Raw genomic sequence first — 18,901 nt, 5'->3', positions numbered from 1 at the left:
CTGCGCGCGTGATCGGGCCGGCTGACGGCCCGTTCGCGTCCGGCGGCCGTTTTTCGACCGTGCCCGGGCCGGTGGCCGCCACCGGGCGGCGGTCCGGCCGCGGGGCGCCTCCCCGCCGTAACCAGCAGAAAGGATTCGCTTGAAACTTCCGTACGAATGGCAGATCGGCTGGCGCTACACGCGCGCCGGCAAACGCACGACCGGTAACGGCTTCATTTCCTTCATCGCGCTCGTTTCGATGCTCGGGATCGCGCTCGGCGTCGCGGCGCTGATCGTCGTGCTGTCGGTGATGAACGGCTTCCAGAAGGAAGTGCGCGACCGCATGCTGTCGGTGCTCGCGCACGTCGAGGTGTTCTCGCCGACGGGCTCGATGCCCGACTGGCAACTGACCGCGCAGGAAGCGCGCCGCAATCCGTCGGTGATCGGCGCGGCGCCGTACGTCGACGCGCAGGCGCTGCTCACCCGCCAGGACGCGGTGAGCGGCGTGATGCTGCGCGGCGTCGAGCCGACGCTCGAGCCGCAGGTGTCGGACATCGGCAAGGACATGAAGGCGGGCCAGCTCGGCGCGCTGGTGCCGGGCCAGTTCGGCATCGTGCTCGGCGATGCGCTCGCGGGCAACCTCGGCGTGACGGTCGGCGACAAGGTCACGCTGGTCGCGCCGGAAGGGTCGATCACGCCGGCCGGCATGATGCCGCGGCTGAAGCAGTTCACGGTCGTCGGCGTGTTCGAGTCCGGGCACTACGAATACGACAGCACGCTCGCGATGATCAACATCCGCGACGCCGAGGCGCTGTTCCGGATGGCCGCGCCGACCGGCGTGCGGCTGCGGCTGAAGGACATGCAGAAGGCGCCGGACGTGGCGGTCGAGCTGTCGCATACGCTGTCGGGCAGCCTGTACGTCCGCGACTGGACCCAGCAGAACAAGACGTGGTTCTCGGCCGTGCAGATCGAGAAGCGGATGATGTTCATCATCCTTACGCTGATCATCGCGGTGGCCGCGTTCAACCTCGTGTCGTCGCTCGTGATGACGGTGACCAACAAGCAGGCCGACATCGCGATCCTGCGCACGCTCGGCGCGCAGCCGGGGTCGATCATGAAGATCTTCGTCGTGCAGGGCGTGACGATCGGCTTCGTCGGCACGGCGTCGGGCGTCGCGCTCGGCTGCCTGATCGCGTGGAGCATCCCGTGGCTGATCCCGATGATCGAGCACCTGTTCGGCGTGCAGTTCCTGCCGCCGTCCGTGTACTTCATCAGCGAGCTGCCGTCCGAACTCGTCGCGAGCGACGTGATCCGGATCGGGCTGATCGCGTTCGCGCTGTCGGCGGTCGCGACGCTCTATCCGAGCTGGCGCGGCGCGAAGGTGAAGCCGGCGGAGGCGCTTCGCTATGAATGATCGCGCGACCGCATTCGCGGATTCACGACAACACAACAAACAGGATTCGGCAGGTATGCAGGAATACGTGCTTCAGGCGCGCGGGATCACGAAGGCGTTCGTGCAGGGCGGCTTCAACGTGCAGGTGCTCAACAACACCGAGCTGACGGTGCGGCGCGGCGAGAAGCTCGCGGTCGTCGGCGCGTCGGGTTCCGGCAAGAGCACGCTGCTGCACGTGCTGGGCGGGCTCGACGAGCCGAGCGCGGGCGAGGTGTCGCTGCTCGGCAAGCCGTTCACGCAGCTCGCCGAGCGCGAGCGCAACGAACTGCGCAACCGCGCGCTCGGCTTCGTCTATCAGTTCCATCACCTGCTGCCCGAGTTCACCGCGCTCGACAACGTCGCGATGCCGCTGCGCATCCGCCGGATGACGACCGAGGACGCGCGCGAGCAGGCCCAGGCGATGCTCGAACGCGTTGGTCTCGGCCCGCGTGCGAAGCACCGCCCGGGCGAGCTGTCGGGCGGCGAGCGGCAGCGCGTCGCGATCGCGCGTGCGCTGGTCACGAAGCCCGCGTGCGTGCTCGCCGACGAGCCGACCGGCAACCTCGACGGCACGACGGCCGATACCGTGTTCAACCTGATGCTCGAATTGTCAGAGACGCTCGAAACGAGCTTCGTGATCGTCACGCACGATCCCGATCTCGCCGCGCGCTGCGACCGCATCATGCGGCTGCGCGACGGCGTGCTGCACGAGGAGCCGGCGCTGCCGGTGTAAGAAGCGAACGCGCTTGGCCTGCTGCCGGGATGGTCCCGGTGCGGCGCCAGCGCGCAGGACTGCCGCCATGTGGATCGACACGCACTGCCATCTCGATGCCGCCGAGTTCGACGCCGACCGCGACGCGGTCGCGCACGCGGCGCGCGCGGCCGGCGTGTCGCGCATCGTGATCCCGAGCGTCGGGCGCGACAACTTCACGACGGTGCGCGAACTCGCGCAACGCACACCGGGCGCGGTTTACGCGCTCGGCATCCATCCGATGTATACGCCACGCGCACGCGACGAGGATCTCGACCTGCTGCGCATGGAGATCGAGGCGAGCCTCGACGATCCGCGCTTCGTCGCGATCGGCGAGATCGGGCTCGACTATTTCGTGCCGGGGCTCGACGAAGACCGGCAGCAGTTTTTCTACCAGGGGCAGCTCAAGCTCGCGCGCGAATTCGACCTGCCCGTGCTGTGCCACGTGCGCAAGTCGCAGGATCGCGTGCTCGCCGGGCTGCGCCGGTTCGGCGTGCGGCGCGGTATCGCGCATGCGTTCAACGGCAGTTTCCAGCAGGCCGAAGCGTATCTTGCGCACGGGCTGCATCTCGGCTTCGGCGGCAATGTGACCTTCACGCGCGCGCTGCAGATCCGCCGGCTCGCGGCGCAGTTGCCGCTCGAGGCGATCGTCGTCGAGACGGACGCACCCGACATCGCGCCCGAATGGGCGTACAAATCCCGCAACACGCTCGACCAGGTGCCGCGCATCGGCGACGTGCTCGCCGAACTGCGCGGGATCGACGCCGGCGCGGTGTCCCTATGCACTTCGGCTAACGCGCTCGCCGCGCTGCCGCGACTCGCACTTTCGTCCGCATAATCGTTGCCCTGAGGCGCCGCATGCTCGATGGTGGCGCCGGGTCGACGAGGAGGGGCGATGCGCGTGTGGTGGATCGCGTTCGCGCTCGGCGTGGTCGTACTGCAGCGGCAGGCGACGCTGCCGGGGGCGCTCGCATGGACGATCGGTGCGGCCGTGCTCGCGGGCTGCGCGGTGTTGAGCGTGTGGGGCATGCGTCGCCAGCGCACGCGGACGACCGTCGCATTCGGATGGATGCTGTGCGCGCTCGTGGCCTGCGTCGTCGGGTTCGGCTACGCGGCCGCGCGGGCCGATTGGCGGCTGCGCGACAGCCTGCCCGTCGAGTGGGAAGGGCGCGACATCGTCGTCACCGGCGTGATCCGCGGGCTGCCCGTGGTCGACGAGACAGGCGCGCGGCTGCTGTTCGCTGTCGAGTCGAACGATGCGGGGCTGAGCCGTTTCCCTCCGTTGATCCGGCTGTCGTGGCGCGCTTATGGCGCATCGGTGACACGCGATCCACTTCCCGACCTGCGCGCCGCGCAGCGCTGGCGTTTCGTCGTGCGCCTGAAGCGCCCGCATGCCGAGGCCAATCCCGGCGTGCGCGACAGCGAGGCGGCATGGCTGGCCGCGGGTATTCGCGCGATCGGCTATGTCGGCGCGCCCCGGCGGGCGGAATTACTCGATGAGCGCGCATCGGGATGGCGTGCGTCGATCGATCGGCTGCGCGACGCGCTGCGCTCGCGTATCGGCGAGTCGCTCGGCAGCGACGCCGGTCATCGCGGCATCGTCGCGGCGCTCGCGATCGGCGACCAGGCGGGCATCGGCGACGACGACTGGCGCGTGCTGCGGAACACGGGCACGAGCCACCTCGTTGCGATTTCCGGCCTGCATGTCGGGCTCGTCGGCGCGATCGCGGGCGGGCTCGTATCGATGGTCTGGCGCCGCCTGCGCTGGCGCGCACGGGCCGCGACGCTCGTGTTGCCGGCACCTTACGCGGCCGCGCTCGCCGCACTGGCAGCCGCGGGCGGCTATGCGGCACTCGCCGGCTTCAACGTGCCGGCGCAGCGCGCATGGTGGATGATCGCGGCCGGCGGCATCGCGTATCTGGCCGGGCGCCGCGTGCCGACGTCCGCAGTGCTGTGCGCGTCGCTCGGCGGCGTGCTGCTTGCCGATCCGTGGGCCGTGCTGTCGGCCGGATTCTGGCTGTCGTTCGGGGCGGTCGCGGTGATCTTGCTGGCCGTGGCCGGCTGGCGTGCCGCCCGTGAGGCCGGTGCCGAAGGCGAGGAGGGCGACGGCACGGCCGGCCTGTCGAGCCGGTTGCGCGCGTGGAGTGCACGCGCCGGGCGCCGTATCGCCGAGGCCACGCGCGTGCAGTATGCGGTGACGATCGGTCTCGCGCCGCTCACTGCCGCATGGTTCGCGCAGATATCGCTGTCGGGCCCGTTCGGTAATGCGTTCGCGATTCCGTGGGTCAGCTCGGTCGTGACGCCGATCGTGCTGGCCGGCATCGCGCTGCCCGCGCCGCTCGATGCGTATGCGTTCCGGCTTGCGCATGCGGCGCTCGAACCGATGATGACGCTGCTCGGATACCTCGCCGACTGGCCGGCCGGCGTGTTCTGGCTGCGCATGCCCGACTGGCCGGTGCTGGTGCTGGCCAGCGTGGGCGTCGCATGGGCGCTGATGCCGCGCGGCTGGCCGTTGCGCTGGGCGACCCCGCTCACGTGGCTGCCGCTCGTCGCGCCGGCATCTGATGCGCCGCCACCGGGCGGCTTCCGGCTGACGGTGCTCGACGTCGGGCAGGGCGCGTCGGTGCTGGTGGAGACCGCGCGGCGTACCTTGCTGTTCGATGCGGGGCCGGGCGCGGAGTCGACCCACGCCGGCGCGCGGATCGTTGCGCCGGCGTTGCGTGCACGCGGCATCGCGGCGATCGATTCGCTCGTGCTCAGTCACGCGGATGCCGATCACGCGGGCGGCGCGCCGGCCGTCTATGCGGCTGCCGACGTGCGCCAATTGCTGGCCGGCATTGCGCCGAACAGCCGGCTGTGGCGCGACGCCGCGGCCGCCGGCGTTGCCGACCGGCTGCCGTGCGTGGCCGGGCAGCGCTGGACCTGGGACGGCGTCGCGTTCACGATGCTGTGGCCGCAGGGCGGCCCGGGTGCGGGTACCTCGAACGGGCAGTCGTGCGTGCTGCGCATCGATGCGGGCAACACGTCCGCGCTGCTGACGGGCGACATCGAGGCGCGCGCAGAACGCGAGCTCGTGGCCGCCGCGCGCGACGCGCTGGCCGCACAGATCCTGGTCGTGCCGCACCACGGCAGCCGCACGTCGTCGGTCGAGCCTTTCCTCGATTCGGTCGGGCCGCGCGTCGCGGTATTTCCTGTAGGCTATCGCAATCGTTTCGGACATCCGCACCGGACGGTTCTCGCCCGTTACGAGGCGCGCGGGATCCCGCTGCCGCGCACCGATCGCGACGGCGCCGTGCGGTTCGACGTCGCGCCGGACGACGGCGGGTTTACCTTCGAGCGTCATCGCGACGTTTGGCGACGGTACTGGATGGATCGGTGAGCGCGGCGAAAGCCGGCGTATCAATAGAGATTGCCAGGGATCCGCGCTCAATGCCGAAGCATGGGCCCGGCAGAACGCGAAGCATGGGACCGGGACGTTGACTCCGGCCGACCGCCAAGCATGGGACCGGAGTAGGCGCTGAAGCGCCAACTCGGGTCGACCGCGAAGCATGGGACCGGAGTAAGCGCTGAAGCGCCAACTCCGGTCGACAAAGGAGACATCGGCGTTTGAAGGACATCCTCCACTTCTCGCATGCGAACGGCTTTCCGGCATCGACGTACCGCACGATCTTCGCCGAACTGGCCGACGACTACGAGCTGCGCTACATCGAACGGATCGGCCACGACCGCCGCTACCCGGTGACGCGCGACTGGCCGCATCTCGTCGAGCAACTGCTCGACGACATCGGCAGCCGCTACGAGCGTCCCGTCTGGCTCGTCGGCCATTCGCTCGGCGGCTACCTGTCGCTGATGGCCGCGCTGAAGAAGCCGCAATGGGTGCGCGGCGTCGTGATGATCGATTCACCGATCATCGCGGGCTGGCGCGCCGGCGCATTGCGCGCGAGCCAGTGGGCGGGGCTCGACGAGCGGCTGTCGCCGGCCGCCGCGACGCGCAACCGGCGTACGCACTGGGTAAGCCGTGACGAAGCCTGGCGGCACTTCCGCGAGAAACCGGCGTTCGCCCGCTGGGACGAACGGATGCTGGCCGACTACATCGACTACGGGATTCCGCAGGCCGGCGCCAGCGGCGAGCGCTCGCTCGCGTTCGACCGGCAGGTCGAATACCTGATCTACCGGACGCTGCCGCATACGCTCGGCCCGCGGCTCGCGCACGGCGCGCCGGTGCCGCTCGGCTTCCTCGCCGGAACGCGTTCGCGCGAGGTGCGCCAGGTCGGGCTCGATGCGACACGCCGCGCGGCGCGCGGCCGCGTCGAATGGCTGGAAGGCAGCCACCTGTTTCCGATGGAGCGGCCGCTCGAGACCGCCCGCGCATTGCAGCGGATGCTGAATTCGCTGAGGGCGGCCGAGGGCGATGTGTCGCGTGCCGTCACCCCGCTCGCGAAGCGCGCCTGACGCACGGTTCGGCGGCCGGGGGCCGCCTCCGGCACGCGCGGTTGCACCGGCCGGCGCGCGGCTTCGCCCCGGCGAGCACGGCTGATGCGGGGCGGCGCGAAAGGGCGCGATCATCACGCCATTGCTGAGAGAAGGGCGGGCTTTACGGTATAATCCGTTTTTCCCGCGAGCATCCAGCGATGACCAAATATGTTTTCGTCACCGGCGGCGTAGTTTCTTCCCTCGGCAAGGGTATTGCCGCCGCCTCTCTCGCCGCGATCCTCGAATCGCGCGGTCTGAAAGTCACCCTCCTCAAACTCGATCCGTACATCAACGTCGACCCCGGCACGATGAGCCCGTTCCAGCACGGCGAAGTGTTCGTGACGGAAGACGGAGCGGAGACCGACCTCGACCTCGGCCACTATGAGCGCTTCATCAGCACGAAGATGCGCAAGGCCAACAACTTCACGACCGGCCAGATCTACGAATCGGTGATCCGCAAGGAACGCCGCGGCGACTATCTCGGCAAGACCGTGCAGGTCATTCCGCACATCACGAACGAAATCCAGGCGTTCATCGAGCGCGGGGCCGCGTCGGCCACCTGCGGTGAGCCGGATGTCGCGATCGTCGAGATCGGCGGCACGGTCGGCGACATCGAATCGCTGCCGTTCCTGGAAGCCGCGCGCCAGATGAGCCTGCGCCTCGGCCGCAACAGCGCGTGCTTCGTGCACCTGACGCTGGTGCCGTACGTCGCGACGGCCGGCGAGCTGAAGACGAAGCCGACCCAGCACAGCGTGCAGAAGCTGCGCGAGATCGGCATTCTGCCGCACGTGCTGCTGTGCCGTGCGGACCGCCGCATTCCGGACGACGAATCGAAGAAGATCTCGATGTTCTCGAACGTGCCGGAAGACGCCGTGATCTCGGTGTGGGACGCCGACAGCATCTACAAGATTCCGCAGATGCTGCACGACCAGGGCCTCGACCGCATCATCTGCGAGGAACTGAAGCTGTCGCCGAAGGACGCGGACCTGACCATGTGGTCGGCGCTCGTCGAGAAGCTCGAGAACCCGAAGCACGAAGTGACGATCGGCATGGTCGGCAAGTACGTCGACCTGACCGAGTCGTACAAGTCGCTGATCGAGGCGCTGCGCCACGCATCGTTGCACACGTCGACCAAGGTCAACATCGAATACATCGACTCGGAAGAGATCGAGGCGAACGGTGTCGACAGCCTGAAGCATCTCGACGCCGTGCTGGTGCCGGGCGGTTTCGGCCGTCGCGGCACGGAAGGCAAGATCGCGGCGATCCGCTATGCGCGTGAAGCCAAGGTGCCGTATCTCGGCATCTGCCTCGGCATGCAGCTCGCGGTGATCGAGTTCGCGCGCGACGTCGTCGGCCTGAAACAGGCGAACAGCACGGAATTCGAGCCGGACACGCCGGAACGCGTGGTCGCGCTGATCACCGAGTGGTACGACCGCGACGGCAAGGTCGAGACGCGCACCGAGGAATCCGATCTCGGCGGCACGATGCGCCTGGGTTCGCAGCGCTGCCCGATCAAGCCGGGCACGATGGCGGAAGAGATCTATGGCAAGGACGTGAACGAGCGCCATCGCCACCGTTATGAAGTCAATAACCGCTTCGTGCCCCAGCTCGAAGCCGGCGGCCTTATCATCAGCGCCCGTACCCCGAGCGAGGATCTGCCGGAAATGATGGAACTGCCGCGTTCGATGCACCCGTGGTTCGTCGGCGTCCAGTTCCACCCGGAATTCACGTCCACGCCGCGTGACGGTCATCCCCTCTTCAAGTCGTTCGTCGAAGCTGCGCTTTCCAACAAGCAAGCGCGCGGAGTGCAAGCATGAAGCTGTGCGATTTCGAGGTCGGTCTCGACAAGCCTTTCTTCCTGATCGCGGGTACCTGCGTCGTCGAATCGGAGCAAATGACGATCGACACGGCGGGCCGCCTGAAGGAAATCTGCGCGAAGCTGAACATTCCGTTCATCTACAAGTCGTCCTACGACAAGGCGAACCGCAGCTCGGGCAAGTCGTTCCGTGGCCTCGGAATGGACGAGGGCCTGCGGATCCTGTCCGAGGTGAAGCGCCAGCTCGGCCTGCCGGTGCTGACCGACGTGCATTCGATCGAAGAGATCGAGCAGGTCGCGTCGGCCGTCGACGTGCTGCAGACGCCGGCGTTCCTGTGCCGCCAGACCGATTTCATCCATGCGTGCGCGCGCTCGGGAAAGCCCGTCAACATCAAGAAGGGCCAGTTCCTCGCGCCGCACGACATGAAGAACGTGATCGACAAGGCGCGCGACGCCGCCCGTGAAGCGGGACTGTCGGAAGACCGCTTCATGGCGTGCGAGCGCGGTGTCTCGTTCGGCTACAACAATCTCGTGTCGGACATGCGTTCGCTCGCGATCATGCGCGAGACGAACGCGCCGGTCGTGTTCGATGCGACCCACTCGGTGCAGCTGCCGGGCGGGCAGGGCACGAGCTCGGGCGGCCAGCGCGAATTCGTGCCGGTGCTCGCGCGTGCGGCAGTCGCGACGGGCGTCGCGGGCCTGTTCATGGAGACGCACCCGAATCCGGCCGAAGCAAAGTCGGACGGCCCGAACGCGGTGCCGCTGAACCGGATGGGTGCGCTGCTGGAGACCCTCGTCACGCTCGACCAGGCGGTGAAGCGCAATCCGTTCCTGGAAAACGATTTCAATTAAAGATCGAATGAACCTTGCGACGGCTTCGCGCGTCAGTAGCGAAAGCGGTTCAGGCGCGCGCGCCGTCGCAGTTTGAAGAATCCATCGTCATTCTCAGAGGAAACCCATGAGTGCCATCGTAGATATCATCGGCCGCGAGATTCTGGATTCGCGCGGCAACCCCACCGTCGAATGCGACGTGCTGCTCGAATCGGGCACGATGGGCCGCGCGGCGGTGCCGTCGGGCGCGTCCACCGGCTCGCGTGAAGCGATCGAACTGCGCGACGGCGAAGCCGGCCGCTACAACGGCAAGGGCGTGCTGAAGGCAGTCGAGCATATCAACACCGAAATCTCCGAAGCCATCATGGGCCTCGACGCGTCGGAACAGGCGTTCCTCGACAAGACGCTGCTCGAGCTGGACGGCACCGACAACAAGTCGCGCCTCGGCGCGAACGCGATGCTGGCCGTGTCGATGGCCGTCGCGAAGGCAGCCGCCGAAGAGGCCGGCCTGCCGCTGTACCGCTATTTCGGCGGTTCGGGTGCGATGCAGCTGCCGGTGCCGATGATGAACATCGTCAACGGCGGCGCGCACGCGAACAACAGCCTCGATATCCAGGAATTCATGATCGTCCCGGTGAGCCAGCCGACGTTCCGTGAAGCCCTGCGTTGCGGCGCGGAAGTGTTCCACGCACTGAAGAAGATCCTGAGCGATCGCGGCATGAGCACGGCAGTCGGCGACGAAGGCGGCTTCGCGCCGAACTTCGGCAGCAACGACGAGTGCCTGTCGACGATCCTGCAGGCGATCGAGAAGGCCGGCTACCGTGCCGGTGAAGACGTGCTGCTCGCGCTCGACTGCGCGGCATCCGAGTTCTACCATGACGGCAAGTACCAGCTCGCGGGCGAAGGCCTGCAACTGTCGTCGGCCGAATTCACCGACTACCTCGCGACGCTCGCCGACAAGTTCCCGATCGTGTCGATCGAGGACGGCATGCACGAAAGCGACTGGGAAGGCTGGAAGCTGCTGACCGACCGTCTCGGCAAGAAGGTGCAGCTGGTTGGCGACGACCTGTTCGTCACGAACACGCGCATCCTGAAGGAAGGCATCGAGAAGGGCATCGCGAACTCGATCCTCATCAAGATCAACCAGATCGGTACGCTGACCGAAACGTTCGCGGCAATCGAAATGGCGAAGCGTGCGGGCTACACGGCCGTGATCTCGCACCGCTCGGGCGAAACGGAAGATTCGACGATCGCGGACATCGCGGTCGGCCTGAACGCCGGTCAGATCAAGACGGGTTCGCTGTCGCGCAGCGACCGTATCTCGAAGTACAACCAGCTGCTGCGCATCGAGGAAGATCTCGGCGACATCGCAAGCTACCCGGGTAAATCGGCTTTCTATAACCTGCGCTAACGCGCTACTATCGGGTTCGTCATATCGACGCCGCTCTGTGCATGTGCGCGGAGCGGCGCTTCTTATATCTGCGGTTCTTACATGCGGCTTGTCACTGTCGTCCTGATTGCCTTGCTGGCGCTCATTCAGTACCCCCTGTGGTGGGGACACGGCGGCTGGCTGCGGGTGCATGAATTGCGTCAGCAGCTCGACGACCAGCTCCAGAAGAACGCGGACGAGAAGCTGCGCAACGAGCGCACCGCAGGTGAAGTGCAGGATCTGCAGGGCGGCACGGCGGCCATCGAGGAGCGCGCGCGTTACGAGATGGGCATGGTGAAGGACGGCGAGGTATTCGTGCAGTTCGTGTCGCCGAATGCGCCTGCTGTACCGCTGAACAACACGCCGTCGAATACGTCGACGCGCGGCGCCGTGTCCGCGGCACCGGTGCGTGTCGTGCCGAATCCGCAGTCGATCGCGAAGCCGTCGCGGCATCATGGCGGCGACAAGGGCAAGGCCGCGCATCACTGAGCACGGTAGCTCGAACCCATTGAAAAAGCGCGGGAAATGCCGCGCTTTTTTATTTCCTGCCGGTAGTCAATCGGCTGAGCGATGCATGCTCACCACCACCATCCCGGGTAGCCGTAGCTGATGCCCGAGCCCCAGCGATTGCCCCATCCGCCGTAATACCCGCCGTAGACCGTCACCGGCGGCGGCGAGTAATAGGCCCAGGCGCGCGCGGCGGCCTCGGCTGCCATCGCGCTGTTCTGTTCGCGCAGCACCTGCTGGTCGATCTCGTCATAGCGCTTGCGTTCGGCGCTCGACAGCACGGGCGGCTGGCCGCCCGATGCGCCGGGTTCGGGCAGGCGGCTCAGGATCGTGGAAGTCGGCGGCGGCATCGCGCAGCCGGCCAGCGCGAGCGTGCCGGCGGCAACGCTCGTCAGGACGATGATGCGGAACGGACGATGAAGCGGGCGATTCATGTGTTTCTCCTGCAGCGCGCCGACGACGGGATGCGGCTTGCGCCGAAGTGCGTGACTTCGGCGCGGGAGCCTTGCGTGCGACGCTCGTGCGTCCATTATGCGCCCGTGCCCGCACGGCGGCATCGGGCCACTGATCAGTGACGCTGCTCGGTCGCGGGCGCGATGCCCGTCTCGACGCCGGGTGCCGCGAACAGCTGCGCGACATCGACCGGATCGAATTCATAGCGCTGGTTGCAGAACTCGCAATGAATCTCGACATGGCCGCGCTCGACGATCACGCTGTCGACTTCTTCACGGCCGAGCATGCGCAGCATCGCGCCGACCTTCTCGCGCGAGCACGAGCACTGGAAACGCGTGCCGGCCGGTTCGAAGTGCTGCACGTTTTCCTGCCAGAACAGCCGGCGGAACACGACTTCCGGTTCGACTTCGAGCAGTTCCTGTGCGGACAGCGTGCCGCCGAGCGTGCAGACGCGCTCCCACGTATCGGTATCGGTTTCGGCGTTACGCGGCACGATGCCGCCGTCGCCCGGCAGCTTCTGCAGCAGCATGCCGACCGCGCGGTCGCGATCGGCCGCGAGCCACATCCGCGTGTCGAGCTGCTCCGAGTGATGCATGTAATGCTCGAGTACCTGCGAGACGGATTCGAGCGGGCCGTCGACGCCGTTCAACGGCACGATGCCCTGGTACGGCTGCTGGCCCGGCAGCTTGTCGGCCGGGTCGAGCGTGATCACGCAACGGCCGTGGCCGCTCGCATTGACGAGCGACGCGAAGCTGGTGTCGTCGCCGATCGTCTGGGCTGAGTCGCCGGCGAACTTCGCGGTGGCCCGCATCGACAGATCCGAACCGCACTGGACGACCAGCATCTGGACCGGCCCGTCGCCGAAGATCTGCATGATCAGGGTGCCGTTGAATTTCAGGTTCGCGGACAGCAGCGCGCACGCGGCCATCATCTCGCCGAGCACCGTGCGCACCGGGGCAGGGTAGTCGCGGCGGGAGAGCACTTCCTGCCACGTATTGCGCAGCGAAACGATCTCGCCGCGCACGGGCGCCGCATTGAACATGAATTTCTGTAACTGGTCGCTCACTCTTCTTCCTTGAAATCCGTGCGAATCACCCGATCCGCACGAGTTGCTCCTTGAAATGCGCACGCCGCTCGACGTACGTCTTCGCGTTCGTGCGCAGCAGCGCAATGTCTTCCGCCGACAGCTCGCGCACGACTTTCGCCGGTGCGCCGAGAATCAGCGAGTTGTCCGGGAACGTCTTGCCTTCCGTCACGACCGCGCCGGCACCAACCAGACAGTTGCGGCCGATGACCGCTCCATTCAAGACCACCGCCTGGATACCGATCAGTGAACCCTCACCGATCGTGCAGCCGTGCAGCATGGCCTGATGCCCGATCGTCACGTTTTCGGCAATCATCAGCGGAAAGCCGGGGTCCGTGTGCAAAACCGCGCCTTCCTGGACGTTGCTGCCTGCACCGACGGTGATCGTCTCGTTGTCGCCGCGAATCGTCGCGCCGAACCAGACGCTCGCGTTCTCCTCGAGCACGACCTTGCCGATGATGGCCGCCGTATCGGCGACGAATACGCTTTCGTGGATCGTCGGGGCCGTATCGCCCAGCTTGTAGATCGTCACGGAGTCTCCTTGTCTCTTCGATGAAGGGCGCCGGTAGAATGGCGCGTCTGGTTTGCCCGGCGCATGCGCCGCGGAACAATCGCCTATTGTAAACCGTCGCGTGCGTGCGCTCCCGCGATGCGCACGCAGGGTGTCCCCGTTTATGAGCATGGAGTCTTCTTCTTTCGGCAATGCGTCCGCCTGCGTGCGCCGCACCGCGCTTGCCGCGCTGCGTGACGCCGAACCCGCGGCCAAGGCCGCCCGGGTGCGCGCGCTCTACGACGCACTGCGGGCCGGGCAGGCGGCGATCGCGCCGTCGCTCGAATTGCCCGAACCGGCCGATCTGCCCGGCCGGCCGGCGCGTCCGCCGCTCGTCGAGCCGCGCCAGCTCGAGCGACGCAGCATGCGTTCGCCCGAAGGGCGCGCCGTGCTGCTGCACGCGCTTGCCCATATCGAGTTCAATGCGATCAACCTGGCGCTCGACGCGGTCTGGCGCTTCACGGGCCTGCCGGCCCCGTTCTACGCGGACTGGCTGAAGGTGGCGGCCGAGGAGGCCTATCACTTCACGCTGCTGTCCGACCGCCTGGCGGCTTTCGGGCATGCGTACGGCGATTTTCCCGCACACAACGGTCTGTGGGAGATGTGCGAGCGAACCAAGGGCGATGTGCTGGCGCGCATGGCGCTCGTACCTCGCACACTCGAGGCTCGCGGGCTCGATGCATCACCGCCGATCCGCGCGCGGCTCGTGCAGGCGGGCGACGATGCGTCGGCTGCGATCCTCGATGTGATCCTGCGTGACGAAATTGGCCATGTCGCGATCGGCAACCGCTGGTTCCGGCATCTGTGCGACGAAGCCGGCCGCGATCCGGTGCCGACCTACCGGCAGCTTGCCGAGCAATACCACGCGCCGCGGCTGCGCGGCCCGTTCAATTTCGATGCGCGCCGCGATGCCGGATTCGAGCAGGCCGAACTCGACGAACTGGCCGCGCAGGACGTGGCGGACAGCAACGCGCCACGCTAGCCGGCTCGCGTTCGGCCGCGCGTCGACTGCCGCCAGCCGACCCGGGTGCCCGGGACGGGGCGCGTCCCGGCGGCCGCTGGCTTATGCGCGCCGCTAGAGCGGCGCCTCGATTGCCGGACGCCGGAAAGAGGGCGTCGCCGCTATAATCGAACGATCATTCTTTTTTCTGGCGGCTGCAATGAGTGCCTCGAGTTCTGTTTCCGATTTCGTCACGGTGCGCGGCGTCCAGCTGCATGTCCGGCGCTGGGGCCGGCCCGATGCGCCCACGCTGTTCATGCTGCACGGCTGGATGGACGTCGCGGCGTCGTTCCAGTTCGTTGTCGATGCGCTCGCGGGCGACTGGCAGGTGATCGCGCCCGATGCGCGCGGTTTCGGGCTGTCCGACTGGCCGGTCGCGCGGCAGGGCGGCGGCCACTACTGGTTCCACGAGTATCTGGGCGACCTCGATGCACTCGTCGACCACTATGCGCCGACCGGCGAAGTCAACCTGGTCGGGCACAGCATGGGCGCGAACGTCGTGTGCCTGTATGCCGGCGCGCGGCCGGAGCGCGTGCGGCGCGTGGTCGATCTCGAGGGTTTCGGGCTGGCGCCCGCGCGGGCCGAACAGGCGCCGCGCCGGTTGCGCGGCTGGCTGGACGAGTTGCGTGAACCGCCCGTGCTGCGCCCTTACGCGTCCCTCGACCACGTGGCGGCGCGCCTGACCAAGACCAATCCGCGGCTCGACCCGCGCCGTGCGGCGTTCCTTGCCGCGCACTGGTCGAAGCGCGGCGACGACGGCCAATACCACCTGCTGGCCGACCCGGCGCACAAGATGCCGGGCCCGCTGCTGTACCGGCTCGACGAAGTGATGGCCACCTGGGCGCAGGTGCGCGCGAAGGTGCTGCACGTCGAAGCCGTCAATTCGCCGACGCTGTCCCACATCGCGGGCGACATCCCGCTGCCGGAATTCAAGGCGCGTTTCAACGCGTTCCCCGACTGGCGCGAAAAGCTCGTCGAGGATGCCGGCCACATGGTGCATCACGACCAGCCCGAGCAGATCGCGGCGCTGATCGAGGCGTTCTGCGCGTAAGCGCGCGGCGGCAGCGGCGGGGCACGCGGGCGGCGCATTGCCGCGTTGCAGTAGAATGAAGCCTTACCTGCCATGCCGACAATGAACGCCGATCTCCACTGCCATTCAAATGTTTCCGACGGGTTGCTGCCGCCTGCCGACGTCGCGCGCCGCGCCCATGCCGGCGGCGTGACCCTGTGGGCGCTGACCGACCACGACGAGATCGGCGGCCAGGCAGCGGCGCGCAGCGAAGCGGAAGCACTCGGCATGCGCTACCTGAGCGGCGTCGAGATTTCGGTCACGTGGGCGTCGCGCACCGTGCACATCGTCGGTCTGAATGTCGATCCCGCGAATCCGGTGCTGGTCGACGGCCTGTACCGCACGCGCCACGGCCGCGCGGCGCGCGCGGTGGCGATCGGCGAGCAGCTTGCCACGCTCGGCATTCCCGGTGCGTACGAAGGTGCGTTGAAGTATGTGTCGAATCCCGACCTGATCTCGCGCACGCACTTTGCCCGCTTCCTCGTTGAAAACGGCCACGCGACGTCGACGTCCGACGTGTTCGATCGGCTGCTCGGCGACGGCAAGCCCGGGTTCGTCCCGCACCGCTGGGCGACGCTGCCCGATGCCGTCGCGTGGATTCGGGCGGCCGGCGGCGAAGCCGTGGTCGCGCATCCGGGTCGTTACCGCTATACGCCCGTCGAATTCGACGCGTTCTTCGGCGAGTTCATCGATCTGGGCGGTCGCGCGATCGAGGTCGTCACGGGCAGCCACGCACCCGACCAGTACCGCGAATATGCGGACGTCGCACGCCGCTTCGGCTTCGAAGCGTCGCGAGGCTCGGATTTCCATGCGCCAGGCGAGGGCCGTGTCGAGCTCGGCAGCCTGCCGCCGCTGCCGCCGGACCTGACACCGGTCTGGGAACGCTGGCTCTGACACCGGGCGGCGGCCTGCCACCTGCGTTGCTGCCGGCCGCGCGCACCCGACTTCTCCCCCTTTACCACCCCCCATGTCCCAGTTCTTCAGGATTCACCCGGATAATCCGCAGCCGCGCCTGATCAAGCAGGCCGTGGAAATCGTCAGCAAGGGCGGCGTGATCGCGATGCCGACCGATTCGAGCTATGCGCTCGCGTGCCATCTCGACGACAAGGACGCGGTCGAGCGCGTGCGCCGGATTCGCGGCCTCGACGAGAAGCAGCACCTGTCGCTGCTCGTGCGCGACCTGTCGGAGCTCGCCAACTTCGCGATGGTCGACAACCGCCAGTACCGGCAGATCAAGTCGGTGACGCCGGGCCCGTACGTCTTCATCCTGCAGGCGACGAAGGAAGTGCCGCGCCGGCTGTCGCACCCGTCGCGCAAGACGATCGGGCTGCGCGTGCCTGATCATGCGATCACGCTCGCGTTGCTCGAATCGCTCGGCCAGCCGCTGCTCGGCACGACGCTGATCCTGCCGCCGGACGACGAGCCGCTCAACGATCCCGAAGAAATCCGCGAGCGGCTCGAGAAGCAGGTCGACCTCGTGATCGACGGCGGCGCATGCCCGCGCGAGCCGTCGACGGTGATCGACCTGACCGGCGACGAGCCCGAACTCGTGCGCGCGGGGCGCGGGGCGCTCGAACCATTCGGACTCTCGGCCGCGTAAGCGCGCCGTTCCAATTTTTGCGCGAGTGCGCTTGTTACAATAACGCGATATGGATGCTTCCCTGATACAGACCATCGCCGTCTATGCGCTGCCCGTGATCTTCGCGATCACGTTGCACGAGGCCGCGCATGGCTACGCCGCCCGCCTGCTCGGCGACAATACCGCCTACATGATGGGGCGCGTGTCGTTCAACCCGATGCGTCACATCGATCCGCTCGGCACGATCGCGATCCCGCTCGCGATGTATTTCCTGACGGGCGGCGCATTCCTGTTCGGCTATGCGAAGCCGGTGCCGGTGTCGTTCGGCAACCTGCGCGATCCGCGCTGGGGCAGCCTGTGGGTATCGCTCGCGGGCCCGGCCTGCAACTTCGTGCAGGCGCTGATCTGGGGTGTGCTGACCCTCGTGCTGCCCGCCGTCGGTGTCGACGAGCCATTCTTCACGCGGATGGCGTTTGCCGGCGTCAGCGCGAACCTCGTGCTCGGCGTGCTGAACCTGTTTCCGTTGCCGCCGCTCGACGGCGGCCGCATCCTGGCGGCGCTGCTGCCGACGAAGCAATCGATCGCGCTGTCGCGCATCGAGCCGTACGGTTTCATCATCGTCCTCGTGCTGGTCGCGACGGGCGTGCTGACGAACTTCTGGCTGCGCCCGCTTGTCAACGTCGGCTACGCCGTCCTGAGCGCCATCCTGTCCCCATTCGCCTCGCTTCTCTAACGACAATCATGTTCCCTGAACGTATTTTCTCCGGCATGCGACCCACCGGGTCGCTGCACCTCGGTCACTACCACGGCGTGCTGAAAAACTGGGTGAAGCTGCAGTCCGAGTACCCGTGCTTCTTCTGCGTCGTCGACTGGCATGCGCTGACGACGCACTACGAGACTCCCGAGGTCATCGAGAAGAACGTGTGGGACGTGCTGATCGACTGGCTCGCATCCGGCATCGATCCGGCGCAGGCCACGCTGTTCATTCAGAGCAAGGTGCCCGAGCACGCCGAACTCGCGCTGCTGCTCGGCATGAGCACGCCGCTCGGCTGGCTCGAACGCGTGCCGACCTACAAGGAGCAGATGGAGAAGCTGAAGGACAAGGACCTGTCGACCTACGGCTTCCTCGGCTACCCGGTGCTGATGGCGGCCGACATCCTGCTGTATCGCGGCTCGCTCGTGCCGGTCGGTGAAGACCAGGTGCCGCACGTCGAGATGACGCGCGAGATCGCGCGCCGCTTCAACTACCTGTACGGCCGCGAGCCGGGCTTCGAGGAGAAGGCGCTCGATGCCGCGAAGAAACTCGGCGGCAAGCGCGCGAAGCTCTATCACGAGCTGCGCAACGCCTATCAGCAGGAGGGCGACGACGAGGCGCTCGAACAGGCGCGCGCGATGCTGCAGGAATCGCAGAGCCTGTCGATGAGCGACCGCGAGCGCCTGTTCGGCTATCTCGAAGGCGCGCGCAAGATCATCCTCGTCGAACCGCAGGCGCTGCTGACCGAAGCGTCGCGGATGCCGGGCCTCGACGGGCAGAAGATGTCCAAGTCGTACGGCAACACGATCGGCCTGCGGGAAGACGCCGACACGATCACGAAGAAGGTCCGCACGATGCCGACCGATCCCGCGCGCGTGCGCCGCACCGATCCGGGCGACCCCGACAAGTGCCCGGTGTGGCAGCTGCATCAGGTCTATACCGACGAAGCGACGCACGACTGGGTGCAGAAGGGCTGCCGCTCGGCGGGCATCGGCTGCCTCGACTGCAAGCAGCCGGTCGTCGAAGGCATCCTGCGCGAACAGCAGCCGATGCTCGAGCGCGCGCAGAAGTACATGGACGACCCGTCGCTGCTGCGCGCGATCGTCGCGGACGGTTGCGACAAGGCGCGCAAGTACGCGACGGAAACGATGCGCGACGTGCGCGACGCGATGGGCCTGTCGTACAACTGATCGA

The 18,901-nt window shown here is 67.3% G+C and carries 18 protein-coding genes; 15 read left to right on the top strand and 3 right to left on the bottom strand.

Annotation, left to right across the window (positions count from 1 at the left end):
* The first annotated feature begins 139 nt into the window (after positions 1 to 139).
* The 9 genes from CFB82_RS12035 (at position 140) to ftsB (ending at position 11,200) form a co-directional block, all read left to right on the top strand.
* Entirely contained in the window at positions 140 to 1,393 is a 1,254-nt protein-coding gene (locus tag CFB82_RS12035) for a lipoprotein-releasing ABC transporter permease subunit (protein WP_089484245.1), read from the top strand.
* Positions 1,386 to 2,144 (top strand): lipoprotein-releasing ABC transporter ATP-binding protein LolD, encoded by a 759-nt coding sequence (gene lolD, locus CFB82_RS12030; protein WP_083265898.1) that lies wholly within the window; start codon positions 1,386 to 1,388, stop codon positions 2,142 to 2,144. Before CFB82_RS12035 ends, lolD begins: the two co-directional genes overlap by 8 nt.
* Positions 2,145 to 2,211: 67 nt before the next feature.
* A complete protein-coding gene (locus tag CFB82_RS12025) occupies positions 2,212 to 3,000 on the top strand; it encodes a TatD family hydrolase (protein ID WP_089484244.1) in 789 nt (262 codons plus the stop codon).
* A gap of 57 nt (positions 3,001 to 3,057) precedes the next feature.
* Positions 3,058 to 5,541 carry a DNA internalization-related competence protein ComEC/Rec2 gene (locus CFB82_RS12020; protein ID WP_089484243.1) on the top strand — a complete coding sequence of 828 codons (2,484 nt, stop codon included), beginning with the start codon at positions 3,058 to 3,060 and terminating at the stop codon, positions 5,539 to 5,541.
* A gap of 227 nt (positions 5,542 to 5,768) precedes the next feature.
* Complete coding sequence (locus CFB82_RS12015; protein ID WP_089484242.1) at positions 5,769 to 6,614, top strand: alpha/beta fold hydrolase; 846 nt, start codon at positions 5,769 to 5,771, stop codon at positions 6,612 to 6,614.
* Positions 6,615 to 6,793: 179 nt separating this feature from the next.
* Positions 6,794 to 8,452, top strand: coding sequence for a CTP synthase (locus CFB82_RS12010; RefSeq protein ID WP_089484241.1), 1,659 nt, complete (start codon positions 6,794 to 6,796; stop codon positions 8,450 to 8,452).
* Positions 8,449 to 9,303 carry a 3-deoxy-8-phosphooctulonate synthase gene (gene kdsA, locus CFB82_RS12005; protein WP_089484240.1) on the top strand — a complete coding sequence of 285 codons (855 nt, stop codon included), beginning with the start codon at positions 8,449 to 8,451 and terminating at the stop codon, positions 9,301 to 9,303. The genes CFB82_RS12010 and kdsA overlap by 4 nt, the downstream gene beginning before the upstream one ends.
* A gap of 106 nt (positions 9,304 to 9,409) precedes the next feature.
* On the top strand, positions 9,410 to 10,693 hold the full coding sequence (eno, locus tag CFB82_RS12000; protein ID WP_011352544.1) for a phosphopyruvate hydratase: 1,284 nt from the start codon (positions 9,410 to 9,412) through the stop codon (positions 10,691 to 10,693).
* An 81-nt stretch (positions 10,694 to 10,774) separates the two neighbouring features.
* On the top strand, positions 10,775 to 11,200 hold the full coding sequence (gene ftsB, locus CFB82_RS11995; protein WP_046546044.1) for a cell division protein FtsB: 426 nt from the start codon (positions 10,775 to 10,777) through the stop codon (positions 11,198 to 11,200).
* 89 nt (positions 11,201 to 11,289) lie between these two features.
* Here the strand turns inward: ftsB and CFB82_RS11990 are convergent, their stop codons facing one another.
* The 3 genes from CFB82_RS11990 to CFB82_RS11980 form a co-directional block, all read right to left on the bottom strand.
* On the bottom strand, positions 11,290 to 11,652 hold the full coding sequence (locus CFB82_RS11990) for a hypothetical protein (protein WP_069249327.1): 363 nt from the start codon (positions 11,650 to 11,652) through the stop codon (positions 11,290 to 11,292).
* A 134-nt stretch (positions 11,653 to 11,786) separates the two neighbouring features.
* Positions 11,787 to 12,737, bottom strand: a complete 951-nt coding sequence (hslO, locus tag CFB82_RS11985) for an Hsp33 family molecular chaperone HslO (RefSeq protein ID WP_089445930.1) — start codon at positions 12,735 to 12,737, stop codon at positions 11,787 to 11,789.
* A gap of 25 nt (positions 12,738 to 12,762) precedes the next feature.
* Positions 12,763 to 13,287 carry a gamma carbonic anhydrase family protein gene (locus tag CFB82_RS11980; protein ID WP_089484239.1) on the bottom strand — a complete coding sequence of 175 codons (525 nt, stop codon included), beginning with the start codon at positions 13,285 to 13,287 and terminating at the stop codon, positions 12,763 to 12,765.
* Between the two features lie 142 nt (positions 13,288 to 13,429).
* Here CFB82_RS11980 and CFB82_RS11975 point away from each other — a divergent pair, with 142 nt between their 5' ends.
* The 6 genes from CFB82_RS11975 to CFB82_RS11950 all read left to right on the top strand — a co-directional run bounded on the left by CFB82_RS11975 (position 13,430) and on the right by CFB82_RS11950 (position 18,897).
* Complete coding sequence (locus tag CFB82_RS11975; protein WP_089484238.1) at positions 13,430 to 14,287, top strand: ferritin-like domain-containing protein; 858 nt, start codon at positions 13,430 to 13,432, stop codon at positions 14,285 to 14,287.
* 178 nt (positions 14,288 to 14,465) lie between these two features.
* Positions 14,466 to 15,356, top strand: coding sequence for an alpha/beta fold hydrolase (locus CFB82_RS11970; RefSeq protein WP_089484237.1), 891 nt, complete (start codon positions 14,466 to 14,468; stop codon positions 15,354 to 15,356).
* Positions 15,357 to 15,437: 81 nt separating this feature from the next.
* Positions 15,438 to 16,268 carry a 3',5'-nucleoside bisphosphate phosphatase gene (locus tag CFB82_RS11965; protein ID WP_069249326.1) on the top strand — a complete coding sequence of 277 codons (831 nt, stop codon included), beginning with the start codon at positions 15,438 to 15,440 and terminating at the stop codon, positions 16,266 to 16,268.
* Positions 16,269 to 16,341: 73 nt separating this feature from the next.
* Positions 16,342 to 16,974 carry an L-threonylcarbamoyladenylate synthase gene (locus CFB82_RS11960; RefSeq protein WP_039364722.1) on the top strand — a complete coding sequence of 211 codons (633 nt, stop codon included), beginning with the start codon at positions 16,342 to 16,344 and terminating at the stop codon, positions 16,972 to 16,974.
* Positions 16,975 to 17,023: 49 nt separating this feature from the next.
* Entirely contained in the window at positions 17,024 to 17,686 is a 663-nt protein-coding gene (locus tag CFB82_RS11955; protein ID WP_069248339.1) for a site-2 protease family protein, read from the top strand.
* A gap of 8 nt (positions 17,687 to 17,694) precedes the next feature.
* Positions 17,695 to 18,897, top strand: coding sequence for a tryptophan--tRNA ligase (locus tag CFB82_RS11950; protein ID WP_089484235.1), 1,203 nt, complete (start codon positions 17,695 to 17,697; stop codon positions 18,895 to 18,897).
* Positions 18,898 to 18,901: the final 4 nt, after the last annotated feature.

The organism is Burkholderia sp. HI2714 (assembly GCF_002223085.1).
GTDB classification, from domain to species: Bacteria; Pseudomonadota; Gammaproteobacteria; order Burkholderiales; family Burkholderiaceae; genus Burkholderia; species Burkholderia lata_D.
Note: the sequence above shows the minus strand (reverse complement) of the source record. Positions and strands in the feature narration are given on the sequence as shown.